14 protein-coding genes are annotated in these 16,980 nt (G+C 58.4%); 7 read left to right on the forward strand and 7 right to left on the reverse strand.

Annotated elements, in window-relative coordinates:
* Window positions 1–58: 58 nt before the first annotated feature.
* Both carB and Z945_RS0103395 read right to left on the reverse strand, forming a co-directional pair.
* Window positions 59–3,418: a carbamoyl-phosphate synthase large subunit gene (gene carB, locus Z945_RS0103390; RefSeq protein ID WP_025050713.1), complete on the reverse strand. Its 3,360-nt coding sequence runs from the start codon at window positions 3,416–3,418 to the stop codon at window positions 59–61.
* 211 nt (window positions 3,419–3,629) lie between these two features.
* Complete coding sequence (locus Z945_RS0103395; protein WP_025050714.1) at window positions 3,630–4,394, reverse strand: alpha/beta fold hydrolase; 765 nt, start codon at window positions 4,392–4,394, stop codon at window positions 3,630–3,632.
* A 53-nt stretch (window positions 4,395–4,447) separates the two neighbouring features.
* Between Z945_RS0103395 and Z945_RS0103400 the strand changes: the two genes are divergently transcribed.
* Complete coding sequence (locus tag Z945_RS0103400; protein WP_025050715.1) at window positions 4,448–4,822, forward strand: hypothetical protein; 375 nt, start codon at window positions 4,448–4,450, stop codon at window positions 4,820–4,822.
* Between the two features lie 3 nt (window positions 4,823–4,825).
* On the opposite strand, the gene Z945_RS0103405 is transcribed toward Z945_RS0103400, so the two are convergent.
* A complete protein-coding gene (locus tag Z945_RS0103405) occupies window positions 4,826–5,221 on the reverse strand; it encodes a (R)-mandelonitrile lyase (protein WP_025050716.1) in 396 nt (131 codons plus the stop codon).
* Window positions 5,222–5,323: 102 nt separating this feature from the next.
* Between Z945_RS0103405 and Z945_RS0103410 the strand changes: the two genes are divergently transcribed.
* Window positions 5,324–6,100: an SDR family NAD(P)-dependent oxidoreductase gene (locus Z945_RS0103410; RefSeq protein WP_025050717.1), complete on the forward strand. Its 777-nt coding sequence runs from the start codon at window positions 5,324–5,326 to the stop codon at window positions 6,098–6,100.
* Window positions 6,101–6,285: 185 nt separating this feature from the next.
* On the forward strand, window positions 6,286–7,335 hold the full coding sequence (locus tag Z945_RS0103415; protein WP_025050718.1) for a fatty acid desaturase: 1,050 nt from the start codon (window positions 6,286–6,288) through the stop codon (window positions 7,333–7,335).
* Between the two features lie 98 nt (window positions 7,336–7,433).
* Here Z945_RS0103415 and glyA read toward each other — a convergent pair whose 3' ends face one another.
* Window positions 7,434–8,711 (reverse strand): serine hydroxymethyltransferase, encoded by a 1,278-nt coding sequence (gene glyA, locus Z945_RS0103420; protein ID WP_037970467.1) that lies wholly within the window; start codon window positions 8,709–8,711, stop codon window positions 7,434–7,436.
* Window positions 8,712–8,892: 181 nt separating this feature from the next.
* On the opposite strand from glyA, the gene Z945_RS0103425 reads away from it, so the two are divergent.
* Window positions 8,893–9,654 (forward strand): NAD kinase, encoded by a 762-nt coding sequence (locus Z945_RS0103425; protein ID WP_025050720.1) that lies wholly within the window; start codon window positions 8,893–8,895, stop codon window positions 9,652–9,654.
* A gap of 211 nt (window positions 9,655–9,865) precedes the next feature.
* Window positions 9,866–10,063 (forward strand): CsbD family protein, encoded by a 198-nt coding sequence (locus Z945_RS0103430; protein WP_025050721.1) that lies wholly within the window; start codon window positions 9,866–9,868, stop codon window positions 10,061–10,063.
* A 57-nt stretch (window positions 10,064–10,120) separates the two neighbouring features.
* Here Z945_RS0103430 and Z945_RS0103435 read toward each other — a convergent pair whose 3' ends face one another.
* Together Z945_RS0103435 and Z945_RS0103440 are read right to left on the reverse strand one after the other, a co-directional pair.
* Window positions 10,121–11,353: an adenylate/guanylate cyclase domain-containing protein gene (locus tag Z945_RS0103435; RefSeq protein WP_025050722.1), complete on the reverse strand. Its 1,233-nt coding sequence runs from the start codon at window positions 11,351–11,353 to the stop codon at window positions 10,121–10,123.
* Window positions 11,354–11,374: 21 nt separating this feature from the next.
* Entirely contained in the window at window positions 11,375–13,270 is a 1,896-nt protein-coding gene (locus tag Z945_RS0103440) for a propionyl-CoA synthetase (protein ID WP_025050723.1), read from the reverse strand.
* Window positions 13,271–13,483: 213 nt separating this feature from the next.
* Between Z945_RS0103440 and Z945_RS0103445 the strand changes: the two genes are divergently transcribed.
* Complete coding sequence (locus Z945_RS0103445) at window positions 13,484–14,254, forward strand: MipA/OmpV family protein (protein WP_037970400.1); 771 nt, start codon at window positions 13,484–13,486, stop codon at window positions 14,252–14,254.
* 170 nt (window positions 14,255–14,424) lie between these two features.
* Window positions 14,425–14,535: a hypothetical protein gene (locus tag Z945_RS0103450; RefSeq protein WP_025050725.1), complete on the forward strand. Its 111-nt coding sequence runs from the start codon at window positions 14,425–14,427 to the stop codon at window positions 14,533–14,535.
* 48 nt (window positions 14,536–14,583) lie between these two features.
* Here Z945_RS0103450 and Z945_RS0103455 read toward each other — a convergent pair whose 3' ends face one another.
* Window positions 14,584–16,857: an NADP-dependent malic enzyme gene (locus tag Z945_RS0103455; RefSeq protein WP_025050726.1), complete on the reverse strand. Its 2,274-nt coding sequence runs from the start codon at window positions 16,855–16,857 to the stop codon at window positions 14,584–14,586.
* Window positions 16,858–16,980: the final 123 nt, after the last annotated feature.

A 16,980-nucleotide genomic window follows, 5' to 3' on the forward strand; every position in this document is an offset into this window, starting at 1 on the left:
CACCGGATCCCGGACCGCCAGTCACTGTATAGCTCCGCAGGTGACGCGTTTTGACGCGCTAGCCCTGCAACGCCTTCACACCAATCTCATCCTCTGCCTGCGCTTTGATCGCGAGCGCGGCGGCATAGGCCCCCGCAGCTGTCGTAAAGTAGGGAATCTTGTCGAAGAGTGCGATGGAGCGGATGGATTTGCTGTCCTCAACCGCCTGCGCGCCTTCGGTGGTGTTCAGGACGAGATGGATGCCGCCGTCTTTCATCAGATCGGTGATGTCAGGTCGGCCCTCGTAAACTTTGTTTACCGTTTCGCAAGAAATGTCATGCGAGGCTAGCCATGTCGCGGTGCCGCTGGTTGCGACGATCTTGAAATCTTGCGAGAGGAGGATTTTCGCGGCTGAGATCATCTCGTCGGTTTTGTCCATGTCCTTGATCGACAGGAAGGCCGTGCCGCTGCGCGGCAGCATCGTGCCTGCGCCCATCTGTGCCTTGAGGAAGGCGCGAGGGAAGTCGCGATCCCAGCCCATGACTTCACCAGTGGAGCGCATTTCGGGGCCAAGCAATGTATCAACGCCGGGGAAGCGGGCAAAGGGAAGGACGGCTTCCTTGACAGAGAACCAAGGCATATCGGGACTGGCCAGAGTCATCGGGTCGCCCAGTGGTAGCACATCAGAATAGGCGGCCTGCTCGGGGTAGGGCGCGCGCAGCGGGAAGTTGCTGAGCGGTTCACCCGCCATGATGCGGGCAGCGATGGAGGCGATTGCCGAGTCGGTGGCTTTGGCAACAAAGGGCACTGTGCGCGACGCGCGGGGGTTTACCTCGATCAGGTATACTTCACCATCTTTGACGGCGAATTGGATGTTCATCAGGCCAACGACATTCAGGGCCAACGCCAAAGCTTTGGTTTGCTTGGTGACTTCATCAATAATGGATTGGTCAAGAGAGTAAGGAGGAAGCGAACAGGCGCTGTCGCCGGAGTGGACGCCGGCCTCTTCGATGTGCTGCATGATGCCTGCAACATGGACGTCTTTGCCGTCACAAAGGGCGTCTACATCCAGCTCGACGGCACCGGAGAGATAGCTGTCGAGAAGCACAGGGCTGTCGCCCGAAACGACCACAGCAGAGGAGATGTAACGCTCGAGACTGGCCATATCGCGCACGATTTCCATGGCGCGGCCACCTAGGACATAGGAGGGACGGATCACGAGGGGAAAGCCGATCTCTTCGGCAATTTTCAAGGCTTCAGCGTCTGTCGATGCAATGCCGTTGTGCGGCTGCTTGAGGCCAAGCTGCTGGACGAGCTGCTGAAAACGTTCGCGGTCTTCGGCCAGATCAATAGCGTCCGGCGTGGTGCCAAGAATCGGGATGCCCGCCTCCTGCAAGGCGTTGGCAAGTTTCAACGGGGTCTGGCCGCCGAACTGAACGATAACGCCGTGCAATGTACCGTTTTCCTGCTCGACGCGCATGATTTCCATCACGTGTTCGAAGGTCAGCGGTTCAAAGTACAATCGGTCCGAAGTGTCGTAGTCGGTGGAGACCGTTTCAGGGTTACAATTGACCATGATGGTTTCATAGCCAGCATCCGTCAGCGCATAGCACGCGTGACAGCAGCAGTAATCAAACTCGATGCCCTGGCCAATTCGGTTGGGGCCACCGCCGAGGATAACGACCTTTTTGCGGTCGGACGGACGCGCTTCGCATTCTACGTCGCCCATCATCGGGGCCTCATAGGTGGAGTACATATAGGGCGTTTGCGCTTCGAACTCCGCGGCGCAGGTATCGATGCGCTTGAAAACGGCGGTGACGCCCAGCTGGACGCGGGTACTGCGGATTTCGGTTTCCGTCTGGCCGGTGAGTTTGGCAAGGCGGGCGTCTGTGAAGCCCATCATCTTGAGACGGCGCAGACCGGCCTCATCGGTGGGCAGACCTTCGGTTCGCACATTCTCTTCGGCGTCGATGATCTCGCGGATACGATCCAGAAACCACGGGTCGAACATGGTGACGCCGTGGATATCGTTGTTCGACATGCCGTGGCGCATGGCTTGGGCGATGGTCAGCAGCCGGTCGGGAGTTTGCTTCGAGATCGCCTTGACGATGGCGGCCTTGTTCTCGGGCGCATCCGACGGCGCGTCGGCGTTGAAGCCCGCGATGTCGATTTCGTCGAAGCCGGTTAGCCCTTGCTCCATCGACGCGAGCGCTTTTTGCAGGCTTTCGTGGATCGTGCGGCCTATAGACATCGCTTCGCCAACGGATTTCATCGCTGTGGTCAGATACGGCTCGGAACCGGGGAATTTCTCGAAGGCGAATTTCGGGATTTTCGTGACGACATAGTCGATGGTCGGCTCAAAGGACGCAGGGGTCACGCCGGTGATGTCATTGTCGAGCTCGTCCAGGGTAAAGCCGACGGCAAGTTTCGCGGCAATCTTGGCGATCGGGAAACCCGTGGCCTTGGACGCCAGCGCGGAGGACCGCGACACGCGCGGGTTCATTTCGATCACGACCATGCGGCCATCGACCGGATTCACGGCCCACTGCACGTTGGAGCCGCCGGTTTCCACGCCGATTTCGCGCAGCACGGCGATCGAGTGGTTGCGCATGATCTGGTATTCTTTGTCCGTCAGAGTAAGCGCCGGGGCCACGGTGATGGAATCGCCTGTGTGCACGCCCATCGGGTCGACGTTTTCAATGGCGCAGACGATGATGGCGTTGTCGGCGGTATCGCGCACCACTTCCATCTCGAATTCTTTCCAACCGAGCAGCGATTCGTCGATCAGGATCTGGCCCACAGGAGAGGCATCCATGCCTGACCGGCAGTAAAACTCGTAATCTTCCCGGTTATAGGCGACACCGCCGCCGGTACCGCCCATTGTAAAGGCGGGGCGGATGATCGCGGGCAATCCGATTTCTTCGAGGTCCTTGAGGGCGAGAGCAACGCCCGCCGCGAGGTCTTTTTTGCCGTCTGCATCTTTCGGCGCGGTGCAGATCGTGGCCTTGGGATTTTCGATACCAAGGCGGTCCATCGCGTCGCGGAACAACTTGCGGTCCTCAGCCATTTCGATGGCTTCGCGTTTGGCACCGATCATCTCGACGTTGAATTTTTCCAATACACCCATTTCTTCAAGCGCCAGAGAGGTGTTTAGCCCTGTTTGGCCACCCATGGTGGGCAAAAGCGCGTCGGGACGCTCTTTTTCAATGATCTTGGCAACGATTTCAGGGGTGATGGGTTCGATATAAGTGGCGTCAGCCAGCCCCGGATCGGTCATGATGGTCGCGGGGTTGGAGTTGACGAGGATGACGCGGTAGCCTTCCTCTTTGAGCGCTTTACAGGCTTGGGCACCGGAGTAATCGAATTCGCAGGCTTGTCCGATCACGATAGGCCCTGCACCAATGATCATGATCGATTGGATATCGGTACGCTTTGGCATCGGAGACCCCCGTAAAATGCAAGTTAGTCGCGCGCTGCCGCGCGTAAGGTCAAAGTGTCTGCGTTATAGGGACGGTGCGTTTGGGTGCAAGGGGATTTGGGGCTTTGCTCCGTCGATCATAGATCGACAGATTTTTCTGTAAGGGGCTCTGCCCCGTCGATCAAAGATCGACTCCCCGCGGGATATAAGGCCAAAAAGAGAAAGGGGAGCCTCAGGCGTCGAGATATGCGCGCAGGGTTGCCTCGAAGGCCCGGGGGTTTTCCGCGTGGAGCCAATGACCGGTGTCCGGAATTTTCGCGAATCGGGCCTTCGGGAAAAGGGACTTGATCAAGGGGCGGTGTTCGGCGCGGACGTAATCGGAGTTGCCACCTGATAGGAACAGAGTGGGGCCGTCGAAAGGGCCAGTGAGGTCTTTGGGCCAGCCCATGATCTGAGGCATTTGGTCTTCGAGTGCATCTAGGTTGAGCCGCCAGGATTTGTTTGGCACGTCAAGGGATTGGGTGAAGAAGCTTTGCAGTGCAGGCTCGACGCCTGCGGCACCCAGTTGGTCAAGCGCGTCGGACCGGCGGGTGAGGCCCGCCAGATCCACCGTGCGCATGGCGTCGATCATGGGTTGCTGGCTATGGGTATAGGCGGTCGGGGCAATGTCGGCGACGATCAGTTTGCGGATCAGATGCGGTTGGGTGAGCGCCAATGCCATCGCCGCTTTGCCGCCCATCGAGTGACCGCACAGGTCAGCCGGACTGCCGGTTTCGATGATCAGCTCGGCGAGGTCTGCGGCCATGTCGGCATAACTGTGCGATGTTTCGCGCGGGCTGGTGCCGTGGTTGCGCATGTCCGGGGTGATCACGCGCCGGCTGTCCGAGAGGCGTTTGGCGATGACCCCCCAGTTGCGGCCCGAGCCGAAAAGGCCGTGAGCGATGATCAGGTCGGGTGTGCCGGGGCGGGCTTCCCCATGTTCGGAATAGCTGAGCATATGTCAGAGGTAGCGGGATTGCGGCGACAGCACCAGTGCGATTAGAAGGTGCCATGAACGAAGCCAAGGATATCGCCCGTAAGGTGGCGCAGGTTCAGGACCTGTTGACCGAGAAGTTCCGGGTCAAGCAATTGCCTTTGCCCAAGATGGTCGCGCGTGTGGGCCGCCGTCTGCCGCGCGGCATGCAGGCGCGGGCCGCTGTGCTGAGCGATGCAGAACGTCTGGCAGGCCATCCCAAACTGGCGCGGCAGCTTGACCAGCGGTCGGTGGGCCAAGCGCACACTGAATTGGTCGCCTATTTACAGGGCATCGACGTTGCAGATCGCCGCAAGGGTCAAATACTGGGCGTGGCAGGTGTGATCGTTTTCAATTTGCTGATTATCGTGGTTGCCTTTGTGGCCTGGCTCTGGTGGCGCGGCTATCTTTAGGTTTCAGGCGTTGTAATCGTCCTCACTGACGGGTTCGAGCCAGTCGGCGGCGGACCCATCTACCTGTTCTTGCAGCGCGATATGCGTCATGGCGGTGTCCGGCGCGGCACCGTGCCAGTGTTTTTCTCCGGGCTCGAACCAGATGACATCGCCAGGGGTGATGCGCTGGACCGGCTCGCCCTGTTTTTGGGCAAGCCCCGCGCCTGCGGTCACAATGAGGGTCTGGCCCAAGGGGTGCGTGTGCCAGTTGGTGCGCGCGCCTGGCTCGAAAGTGACAGCGATGGCATTGAGCCGCGCCGGTGCAGGGGCAGAGATCAGCGGGTCCATACGCACAGTGCCTGTAAAGTAATCTGCGTTTGGTGTGTTCGAGGGCCGGGAGCCTGCGCGGTGAATGATCACGGGGTGTTTCCTTTGACGGGCTGCTCTGTCAGAGCCAGACAGGTTTGGTATTCGGGGCGATGTGCCCCTACAGTAGACTGTGGACACAAGAAGGGACAACCTATGAGCACGACAGCTTTAATCACCGGGGCCTCTTCGGGCATTGGCGCGGCATTTGCACGGTATCATGCGGCGCAGGGCGGTGATTTGATCATCACGGCGCGGCGCGAGGAAGCGTTGCGGGCTTTGAAACAGGAGTTGGAGGGCGCACATGGCGTTACCGTCCATGTTTTTGCTCTGGATCTGGGCGAACCGGGCGGTGCCGAGGCGCTGTATGATCAGGTCAAAGCAGCCGGGGTGCAGGTGGATATTCTGATCAACAATGCCGGTTTTGGCGGGCAGGGCAAACATGTGGATCGCCCGCTGGAGGATGAGATGGCTATGATCGACCTGAATGTTAAAGCGCTTGTGGCCCTGACGCACCGGGTGGCACGCGACATGGTGGCACAGGGAGGCGGCAAGATTTTGCACGTCGGGTCTACTGCGGGGTTCATGCCGGGTCCGTATCAGGCTGTCTATTTTGCAACGAAAGCCTTTGTGCAGAGCTTTTCTCAGGCGCTGGATCAGGAGCTGCGCGCCAAGGGGGTGACATCGACCGTGCTGGCGCCGGGTTATGTGAAAACGGGGTTTGCGGATCGTGCTGATCTGGGCGGCACAAAGCTGGTGGCCGGGGGCGGCAAAAGCCCCGAAAGTGTGGCCAAGCACGGCTATGATGCGATGATGCGTGGCGATCTGGTGACGGTGAATGAGCGGGGATTGGGGTTCTTGACCAACTGGATCATTCCGCTGCTGCCGCGCCGAAGGGTGTTGAAAATGATCCGGGATATGCAGGTGAAGTGAGGGCTAAGCGGCTGGGTTCTTGGCGCGGTGACGTTGGTGTGGGCACCGCCCCTGCATCGAGGCCGAAAATCACGGCATCGTTAACTCTTCATCAATGCACGACCGGATAGGTATGTGATTTAGCGTTGTTCGCGGGGAGCTTTCGTTTATCAAGGCCCTCAACAACGACAAAAAAAAGCAGGCACATGGCTGAAAATCTGAAAAAATCCGCGTCTGAAGACGCACCAATCGACGCGCGCCAGTGGGTCAAGGTTCTGTCAAAGTATCGGGAGCCGGACACATTGCGCAGTTCGTTCGAACTGGCGCTGACGGTGGGGCCCTTCGTAATCCTTTGGGCGCTGGCGTGGTGGTCGCTGTCGATCAGTCCTTGGCTGACCTTGGTAATTTCGCTCTGCAATGCCGCATTTATTCTGCGCCTTTTTGCGATCCAGCATGATTGCGGGCATTCCGCATTCTACAAGAACCGCCTGATGAGCGACTGGCTCGGCCGGGCGCTTGGGGTCGTCACGCTAACGCCCTATGACGTGTGGCGGCGTACCCATTCCATTCACCACAGCACCTCGGGCAATCTGGGGCGGCGTGGGATTGGCGATGTGCATACGCTGACGGTGGCCGAGTATCAGAGCTTGTCGCCGTTCAAACAGTTGATCTACCGTCTATACCGGCATCCTGTAGTCCTGTTCGGTTTAGGGCCGGGGTATCTGTTTTTCCTGCAAAACCGCGTACCCTTGGGCCTTATGGCGCAGGCACGGTATTGGGTGAGTGCAATGGGGACCAATCTGGCAACATTGGCAGTGCTTTTGATCATCCTGTATTTCGGTGGGATCATGCCAATCCTGCTGATCTTCTTGCCCTCAACACTTTTGGCGGCCACGGCCGGGGTCTGGCTGTTTTATGTGCAGCACCAGTTCGAAACGACCCATTGGGAAGACGAAGCGGAATGGGATTTGCACGATTCCGCGCTGCATGGATCATCGCATTACGTGTTGCCGTCCGTGCTTCAATGGCTGAGCGCGAACATCGGGATCCATCATGTGCATCACTTGTATAGCCGCATCCCGTTCTACCGTCTGCCTGAAGTGTTGCGCGATCATGCGGTGCTGGCGGATGGCAACCGGATGACGATGCGCGAGAGTTTTGCCAATGCGCGTCTCCACCTATGGGATGAACACTCCAAGAGGTTGCTGTCGTTTTCGCAAGCGCGTCGTGCATGGCAGGCGCGACAGGCGGTCTGACTTTGGCGGCACTGTTTGCCCGCCTGAAATGAGCGAAATAGAAAAGGCCCCGTGCATCACTGCCGGGGCCTTTGTCGTTTGATAGGTGCGAATACCGATTAAAGGTTCGGATACATCGGGAAGCGGGCGCACATGGCCTCGACTTCGGCTTTGACCTTGGCTTCGACGGCGGCGTTGCCCTCTTCGCCATTGGCGGCCAGACCGTCGACCACTTCGATGATCCAATCGGCAATCTGGCGGAACTCGTCCTCGCCAAAGCCGCGGGTGGTGCCCGCAGGAGAGCCAAGGCGGATGCCGGAGGTGACCATCGGCTTTTCAGGATCAAACGGCACTCCGTTCTTGTTACAGGTGATATGCGCGCGTCCCAGAGCTTTCTCTGTAGCGTTGCCCTTTACGCCTTTGGGGCGCAGATCGACCAGTAGTACATGGGTATCGGTACCGTGGGTGACAGTATCCAAACCGCCTTTGATCAACTGATCGCTCAGTGCCTGCGCATTTTTGATCACCTGGCTAATGTAGGTCTTGAACTCGGGGCGCAGTGCCTCGCCAAAGGCGACGGCTTTGGCCGCGATCACATGCATCAACGGGCCACCCTGAATGCCGGGGAAGATGGCGGAATTGAACTTTTTCGCCAGTGCTTCATCGTTGGTCAGGATCATGCCACCCCGCGGGCCGCGCAGGGTTTTGTGCGTGGTGGTGGTGGCCACATGCACATGCGGGAAGGGGTCGGGATACTGGCCCGCCGCGATCAGACCTGCGAAATGTGCCACGTCCGCCAGAAGATAGGCACCAACTGAATCGGCAATCTCGCGCATTTTGGCAAAATCGATCTGACGCGGAATGGCCGAACCGCCCGCGATGATCATCTTGGGCTGGTGTTCCGTGGCAAGGCGCTGAACCTCGTCGTAGTCCAGCAGGTTGTCTTCCTTGCGCACACCATACTGTACGGCATTGAACCATTTGCCCGACTGGTTGGGCCGTGCGCCATGGGTCAGGTGACCGCCAGCGTCCAAAGACATGCCAAGGATCGTATCACCCGGCTGCAACAAGGCCTGAAACACGCCTTGGTTGGCCTGCGAGCCGGAGTTCGGCTGGACGTTTGCATAGGCGCAGCCAAACAGCTTGCAGGCGCGTTCGACGGCCAGATCTTCGGCCACATCGACCCATTCGCATCCGCCATAATAGCGCCGGCCCGAATAGCCTTCGGCGTATTTGTTTGTCATCACCGAGCCTTGTGCTTCGAGCACGGCAGCAGAGACGATGTTTTCCGAAGCGATCAATTCGATTTCGTTGCGCTGGCGGCCCAGTTCTCCGGTGATGGCGGCCATCAGGTCGGGATCGGTGTCGGCCAGCGACGAGGTGAAGAAGTCCTTCATGGGCAGATCTTTCATGGTGCGGTCCTTTTCAGTATCACTTTTACCCGGTTTCGTATCGGAAACCGTACTTATCGGGAAGGCGTGAAAGCGACGCAGAGTAAGAATACTGCGGCGGCGCTGGCAGGATCGGGTGGAATGTGGTTGTCTGCGTGGAACTTGGCGACCATCGGAAACAAATGTCATGACCCTGAAAATCGCCTTTGCGGCCAGCCCTGCCACCGTTGCCCAAACTGCGCGGGCGGCTTTGATCGGACGTTATGGTGATGTGCCACCTGCGGAGGCGGATGTGATTGTGGCGCTGGGCGGCGATGGTTTCATGCTGGAAACGCTGCATGACACTCAAAAACTCGCGGCACCGGTCTATGGTATGAACCGGGGGACCATCGGTTTTTTGATGAATGTCTACAGCGAAACCGATCTTGTGCACCGGCTGGAGCAGGCCGAGCGCGAAGTGATCAACCCGCTGGCGATGAAGGCCACCCATATGGATGGTTCGGTGTCAGAGGCCTTGGCAATCAATGAGGTGGCGCTGTTGCGTGAAGGGCCGCAGGCGGCAAAGCTGCAAATCCGCATCGACGGACGGCTGCGGTTGGAAGAACTGGTATGTGACGGCGCGCTTGTCGCGACACCTGCGGGATCGACAGCCTATAACTATTCCGCTCACGGTCCGATCCTGCCGATCGGGGCGGATGTGCTCGCGCTGACAGCGATGTCGGCGTTCCGGCCCCGGCGTTGGCGTGGGGCGCTTTTGCCCAAGGGTGCGGTGGTGCAGTTTGACGTTTTGGAGCCGGAGAAGCGCCCCGTGATGGCAGATGCCGATGGCACGTCGCACCGCGATGTGGTCACGGTCCAGATACGGTCAGAGCCGTCTATCAAACATGAGATCCTTTTTGACCCCGGGCACGGGTTGGAAGAGCGTCTGATCTCGGAACAATTTACCTGAAGCACCTGCACTGCGACCCTCGTTAAGTTGTCGCGGCTATCAATAGCACAGTGTGGGTAAGTCCGCCAAAAATCCGGTTAAGCGGTTCATCACCCGAGTTTCAAATAACTAGCAGGTCCGATGGAACCATCCACGATGGGCCTGCGTTTGTACTGCAAGAAGGCGATGAGAAAGATCATCGTAAATTTGAAGCAGTATCAAGGAGATGACCATGAACTGGGATGAAGTAAAAGGCAACTGGAAGCAGATGACTGGCTCAGTAAAAGCGAAATGGGGCGAGTTGACCAATGATGAAATCACAGAAGCCGATGGTGACCGCGAAGTGCTGGTCGGCAAAATCCAAGAGCGTTACGGTATCGCCAAGGATGAGGCGGAACGCCAGGTGGATGACTTCATGGCAAGCCGTTAAACGAACGGAAAACGAGATAATTAAGCGGCTCCCTTTCGGGGGCCGCTTTCTTTTTGCCTAGTCCAGTGTAAATAATTCCTGACGGTCGCTTACGCCGCGTAGGCGGTATTGACCGAGCGACACCAGATCGGGGCGTTCTTTCAAAAGCGATTGGGCAACTGCGGAGGAGATGATGATGCTTTGGTCTAGGGCGGAGGTCATGCCCAGAATACGAGCGGTTGTATTGACCGCTGGACCAATCACAGTGAAATCCAGCCGCGTCTTACCGCCGATATTACCATAGAGCACATCACCCGCATGCAGGGCGAGTGTGAAGCCGGTTGTGGCAAGCCCCTCTTTGCTGCGCCTTGCGTTCGCGGCATCAAATGCTCCTCGCAGTTCGACCGCGGATTGAACGGCCACACCGCGGGCATCGGGGATGCCGGTCATGTCAAAGATGGCAAGCATGCCGTCGCCCATGAACTTGAGAACATTGCCGCCATTGCGTTCGACCGTTTCGACGGCTTCGGCGAAATAGTCGTTCAGCAATTCGATGATCGCTTCGCCCGGCAGGGTTTCGGACAATTTCGTGAAGCCTTGCAGGTCAAAATACCAGATCACCGCCGGGATTGTTTCGGACGACCCTCGTGTGATGGCGCCCGACAGCACACGGCGGCTTGCATCGCGACCCATGTAGGCGGCGGTGATATCTTCGGCCATCAAGCGATTGCCGCCGCATTTCAGTGTAAGGGACAAGGGCGGCAGCAACTGGCGCAATGCATCAAGATGTGCATCGGAAAAGCCACCGGGCGCATCGCTGGCCATTGAAATGATCATCCCTTCCTCGCCCGCGAAGGACGTGACGGTGCTTGGATCAGAGTTCAGAAAGGACCGTTTTACCGCAAAATAATCCGTGCTGCCGTTGTCGCGCAGATTGTCATAAATCGGAAAGCTCAGCGCCGGATCAGGATCGGTCAGACGTTGGCGCAATTCGGGGATCGGGTGGGTCATCAGATAATACAGCGGGCTTTGCAGCCATTCTTCAGCGGCCTGATCTGAGCGTTGGTAATCAAAGCGTTCGCTGTCGGTGTCGCGGTGCCAACGAAAGGCAACCGACCCGATTTCAGGGTGATGGGCGCGCACCGTCAGGTTTACCCTTTGCAGGGGTATGCCGATGGTGACCAGCCGAATGCAACATTCCTCCAGCCAAATCTCAACGGGTGTATTCGACAGACCCTGCTGGATCAGCCACTCGGTCAGGTCCGCCAGCGCTGCGGTCATCTCGAAGCTGTCAGCAGTCGGCGCGGCCATTCCGTATGCCCCTTCAGTCAGTTAGCTTTCCTTGGCATAGCCGATTTCCTGCAAGGATGCCCTGATTTCGTTCAGGACTTCAGGATCGTCAATTGTGGCGGGCATCTTGAAGGTCTCGCCATCGGCGATCTTGACCATAGTGGCGCGCAAGATCTTGCCCGAGCGGGTTTTGGGCAGGCGGTCGACCACCAAGGCCAATTTGAACGCGGCCACCGGGCCGATCTGGTCGCGGATGCGGGCAACACATTCTTTTGTGATTTCTGAATGGTCACGGTTCACGCCTTTGGTCAGACAGACAAAGCCCATCGGGGCTTGGCCCTTCAGGCCGTCCGCCACCCCGATCACCGCACATTCGGCGACGTCCGGGTGCCCTGCGAGGACTTCTTCCATTGCGCCGGTGGACAAGCGGTGGCCCGCGACATTGATCACATCATCAGTGCGGGCCATGATATATAGGTATCCGTCCTCGTCCATCATGCCCGCATCGCCGGTCTCGTAATAGCCGGGAAAGGTGCTGAGGTAGGATTGCATAAAGCGGTCCGTGGCGTTCCAGAGCGTGGGCAGGGTGCCGGGGGGCAGGGGCAGTTTAATGGCAATTGAACCCAACTCGCCCGGTTTTTGCGGTTGACCGGTTTCATCAAGAATATGCACGTCATAGCCCGGCATCGGCACCGTGGGTGATCCGATTTTGACCGGCAGCGCTTCAAGCCCCGCAGGGTTGCCCGCGATGGTCCAGCCGGTTTCGGTCTGCCACCAGTGGTCATAGACCGGCACATCCAGAATTTCTTGGGCCCATTCGATCGTATCAGGGTCAGCGCGTTCACCGGCCAAATAAAGGGCGCGTAGATTGGACAGCTCGTATTTCTTGCGGAATTCGCCCTTGGGGTCTTCGCGTTTCACGGCGCGGATGGCCGTTGGCGCGGTAAAGAAACTGCGCACATTATGCTCTTCGATCACGCGCCAGAAGGTGCCGGCATCGGGCGTGCCCACCGGCTTGCCTTCAAACAGCACCGTGGTGTTACCCGCGATCAGTGGCGCGTAGCAGATGTAGGAATGGCCCACGACCCAGCCCACGTCGGACGCCGCCCAGAACACATCGCCCGGATCGCAATTGTAGATGTTCTTCATCGTCCAGTTCAGCGCGACCAGATGCCCGCCGGTGGCGCGGACCACGCCTTTCGGCGCACCTGTGGTGCCGGAGGTATAGAGAATATAGGCCGGAAAATTGCCTTCGACGGGAATGCAGGCGGCCTTGAGACAGCCTTCCTGCGCTTCGAACCAATCCACATCCCGCCCGTCGATCATCTCGCAGCGGTGTTCCTCGCGCTGATAGATCAGGCAAAAGTCGGGTAGGTGGTTGGCCTGCTGCAACGCGCCGTCGAGCAGGGGTTTGTATTCGACAATCCGGTTCGGCTCCAGCCCGCAAGAGGCGGCGATAATCGCTTTGGGGCGGCAATCATTGATGCGCACGGCAAGCTCATTGGCTGCAAAGCCACCAAAGACCACCGAATGAATGGCCCCCAAGCGCGCACAGGCCAGCATCGCCTCGATCGCCTGCGGGATCATCGGCATATAGATGATGACCGTATCGCCCTTTTCCACACCGCGCGTCGCCAGCGCTCCGGCGAGGTCTGCAACACGTTCCTGCAACTTTTTGTAGGTGATCTTTTCTTTTTTGCCGGTGATCGGGCTGTCATAGATGATGGCGATCTGATTGCCGCGCCCGCGTTCCACATGGCGGTCGACCGCATTGTAGCAGCCATTGACCATGCCATCCTCGTACCATTCATAGAGGTTGTCACCATGATCCGTCAGCGCCTTGGTGGGTTTGACCATCCAGTCAATCGCATCCGCCTGTTTGAGCCAGAAAGCCTCTGGATCCTTCTGCCAGTCGGCGTATGTTTCGCGATATCCCATGGTCGTCCTCCCCTAATCTTTCTTCCTTCTTTGTTAGGCAGAGCAGGGCACCGGGGCAAGCCTGAGGCGCAGGCGGCAGGGCTGTTGTGCATAGAAGTTTGCAAGATATGGCCCGATTTAGTGCAGTTCTTGACCACATGGCAGCGAATGTTCTTTTCATGGTGCAAGAACATGCTAGATGGCACAACAACCTGTTTATTCGGAGTCTGTTTCATGCGGTCTACTTGTCTTTTCGCCCTATCTGTCGCCGCTGGACTGTCAGCGGCCTTGCCTGCCATGGCGCAGGATCGGTCCTTCAACTTCGCCCTGCGCGGCGGTGTGTCGGCGATCCCCTCCTATCCCGGCTCGGATGAATATGAGGCGGCACCTGATCTGGGCTTTACCTTCGGCTCGCTGACATGGGGCGGTCGTACCATCGGCAACGGCGCATTCGCGGAACCCGATACCGGTCTGGCGTTTCGTGGTGCGTTGAAGGTGATTGGTGAGCGGTCTGCGGATGATAATCCCGAGCTAGCCGGATTGGCAGACATCGATGCTGCCGTTGAACTGGGCTTTGGCGTGGTTTACCGCCAACGGACCTGGCAGGCATTTGGCGAGGTCCGTCAGGGGTTTGGCGGGCATGAAGGTGTCACGGGCACCATCGGTGCCGATGCCATCTTCCGGCCGAATGATCGTCTGACCATTACTGCAGGCCCGCGCGTGAGCCTTGGCAACGACGAATTTGCATCGACCTACTTCGGTGTGACGGGTGCGGAAGCAGTGGCTTCCGGCTTTGACGCATTTGATGCACAGGGTGGCGTTCTGGGCGGTGGTTTTCAAGTGCACGGCATTTATGAGTTGAGTGACAGCTGGGCGTTGGAAAGCACGCTGAGCTATGAAAACCTCAAGAACGACGCCGCAGACAGCCCGATCACCATGAACGGTTCCGATGATCAGTGGCGTATTTCTGTGGGTCTGACACGGGCGTTTACATTGCGCTTCTGATTGCTTTGAGCTGATCTAAGATTTTAGGGCTGTGCAGTTCGCGCGGCCCTTTTTCTTGTCGTAAATCATTCGTCTTGTCGAAAATGCGATAGTAGCATCTTGGCAGGGGTTTTACTGTCAAATCAGGAACGGCATCCCGCCGGTCCACCGTCATGACAGGGTTCACGACAATGGGTGACAAGATCGCCAACAAGAAGAAACTGGCCAAGCAATCCGCGAAACCAGCTCCGCAAGCCGCTAACACCGTCGCAGAAATCAAGACAGCGACCCCGCGCAAATAGCATCACGGCAGAATGCCGCCCCGAGTTGATCGGGGTGGCGTTTTACTGTCAGCCGTAATGCGCAACAGGGGTGCCCGCGATGGCACCCATGTTCAGCAAACCGCGCGCTGTGATCGAAGGGGAAACGATATGAGCGGCGTTGCCCATGCCCATCAGGATCGGTCCGACTTCCAACCCGCCGCCCTTCATCTTCAGAATGTTCCGAACACCGGATGCGGCATCGGCATGGGCAAACACCAGCACATTCGCAGCTCCCTCCATGCGGTTGCCGGGCAATTGCCGTTCGCGCAACTCGGCATCCAATGCCGTGTCGATGTTCATTTCGCCCTCATAGCAGAAATCAACACCTGCGTCGTCCAACATACGTATGGCTTTGCGCAGCCGTCCGCCCGTGCCATCGCCCTGATTGCCGAACTGGCTTTGAGAACACAGGGCGATCTTGGGCTCGATCCCGAAGCGGCGCACATGCCGCGCGGCACCACAGGCGATTTCGACAATCTGTTCGGGCGTGGGATGCAGATTGACCTGTGTATCAGCAACGAAAAGCGGTCCGTCTTCGAGAATCATCATCGACAGCGCGCCTTGGGGCCGCAAACCCCCTCGGCCCAGTACCTGCTCGACATAGTTCAGGTGCCAGCGGAATTCACCGAAAGTGCCGCATATCAAACTGTCGGCCTCGCCTCGGTGCACCATGACCGCGCCGATTGCGGTGGTGTTTGTCCGCATCACGGCCTTTGCAATATCGGGCGAGACGCCGCGCCGGCACATCAGGTTGTGATAGGTCTCCCAATAGTCGCGGTAGCGGGGGTCGTTCTCGGGGTTGACCAGATCGACGTTGTCGCCCAGCCGCAAGTTCAGTCCAGCCTGTTCGATCCGGCGTTGAATCACCTCGGGGCGGCCAATGAGAATGGGGGTTTCGACCGTTTCCTCGATGATCGCCTGCGCGGCCCGCAGCACGCGCTCGTCTTCGCCTTCGGCAAAGACCAGTTTGCGCGGCGAGGCGCGGGCGGCCTCGAAGACGGGGCGCATCAGCAGGGCAGATTTGAAGACCGACCCATCAAGCTTTTGTTTGTAGGCCTCCAGATCATCCAGCGGTCGAGAAGCCACGCCCGTTTCCATCGCGGCACGCGCCACGGCGGAGGAAACAACGCCGATGAGGCGCGGATCGAAGGGTTTGGGGATCAGGTATTCAGGGCCGAATGTCATGCTTTCACCCTGATAGGCGGCGGCGGCCTCGGCCGAGGTGGTGGCGCGGGCGAGGGCGGCAATGCCTTCAATACAGGCAATCTTCATCTCGTCGTTGATGGTGGTGGCCCCGACATCGAGTGCGCCGCGAAAGATGAATGGAAAACACAGTACGTTATTGACCTGATTGGGGAAATCCGACCGGCCTGTGGCGATGATCGCATCTGGTGCCACGGCGCGAGCCAAATCGGGCAAGATTTCCGGCGTGGGGTTGGCGAGTGCAAAGATGATCGGGCGCTTGGCCATCTCGCCCACCATTTCGGGCGTCAGAACGCCGGGGCCGGATAGGCCCAGAAACAGGTCCGCATCGGGGATCACATCATCCAGCGTGCGCAAATCGGTGTCCTGCGCGTATTCGGATTTGATCGGGTTCATGTCGATCTCGCGGCCCGTGTGGACCAGCCCGTGAATGTCGCACAGCCAGACATTCTCGCGTTTGACGCCTAGTTTCAGCAGCATGTTGAGGCAAGCGATGCCCGCCGCCCCGCCGCCCGTCGAAACGATCTTGATATCTTCGAATTTCTTGTTCGCCACATACAGTGCGTTGGTCACGGCGGCACCCACGACAATGGCGGTGCCGTGCTGGTCGTCGTGAAACACGGGGATGTTCATGCGTTCGCGGCAAATCCGTTCGACCGTAAAGCAATCGGGTGCCTTGATGTCTTCAAGATTGATCGCGCCAAAGCTGGGTTCCATTGCACAGACAATGTCGGCCAGCTTTTCGGGATCAGGCTGATCCAGTTCGATATCAAAACAGTCGATGTTCGCAAATTTCTTGAACAGAACCGCCTTGCCTTCCATCACCGGCTTGGACGCCAGCGGGCCGATGTTGCCAAGGCCCAGTACCGCTGTGCCATTGGTCACCACTGCGACCAGATTGGCGCGCGAGGTGTAGAGCGCAGCAGTAGAGGGGTCGTCCTTGATCTCCAGGCAGGCTTCGGCCACGCCGGGGGAATAGGCCCGCGCCAGATCGCGGCCATTCGCCAGTGGCTTGGTCGCGCGGATCTCCAGCTTTCCGGGCTTTGGAAAGGCGTGATAGTCAAGCGCTGCCTGCCGCAGATTGGACTTTTCTGACATGAGTGGAAGCTCCCTGAAGTATATAGTTTAGCGTTAAACTACTTTTATTACGCCCATAGGCTACCGCGAAAGTGGCATTGGGCTGCAGTTGGGCCGGTGGCCGGTCAAGGTCAGACTACGCTC

Origin of the sequence: Sulfitobacter noctilucae, assembly GCF_000622365.1 — a bacterium.
In the GTDB taxonomy this organism is placed as follows: domain Bacteria; phylum Pseudomonadota; class Alphaproteobacteria; order Rhodobacterales; family Rhodobacteraceae; genus Sulfitobacter; species Sulfitobacter noctilucae.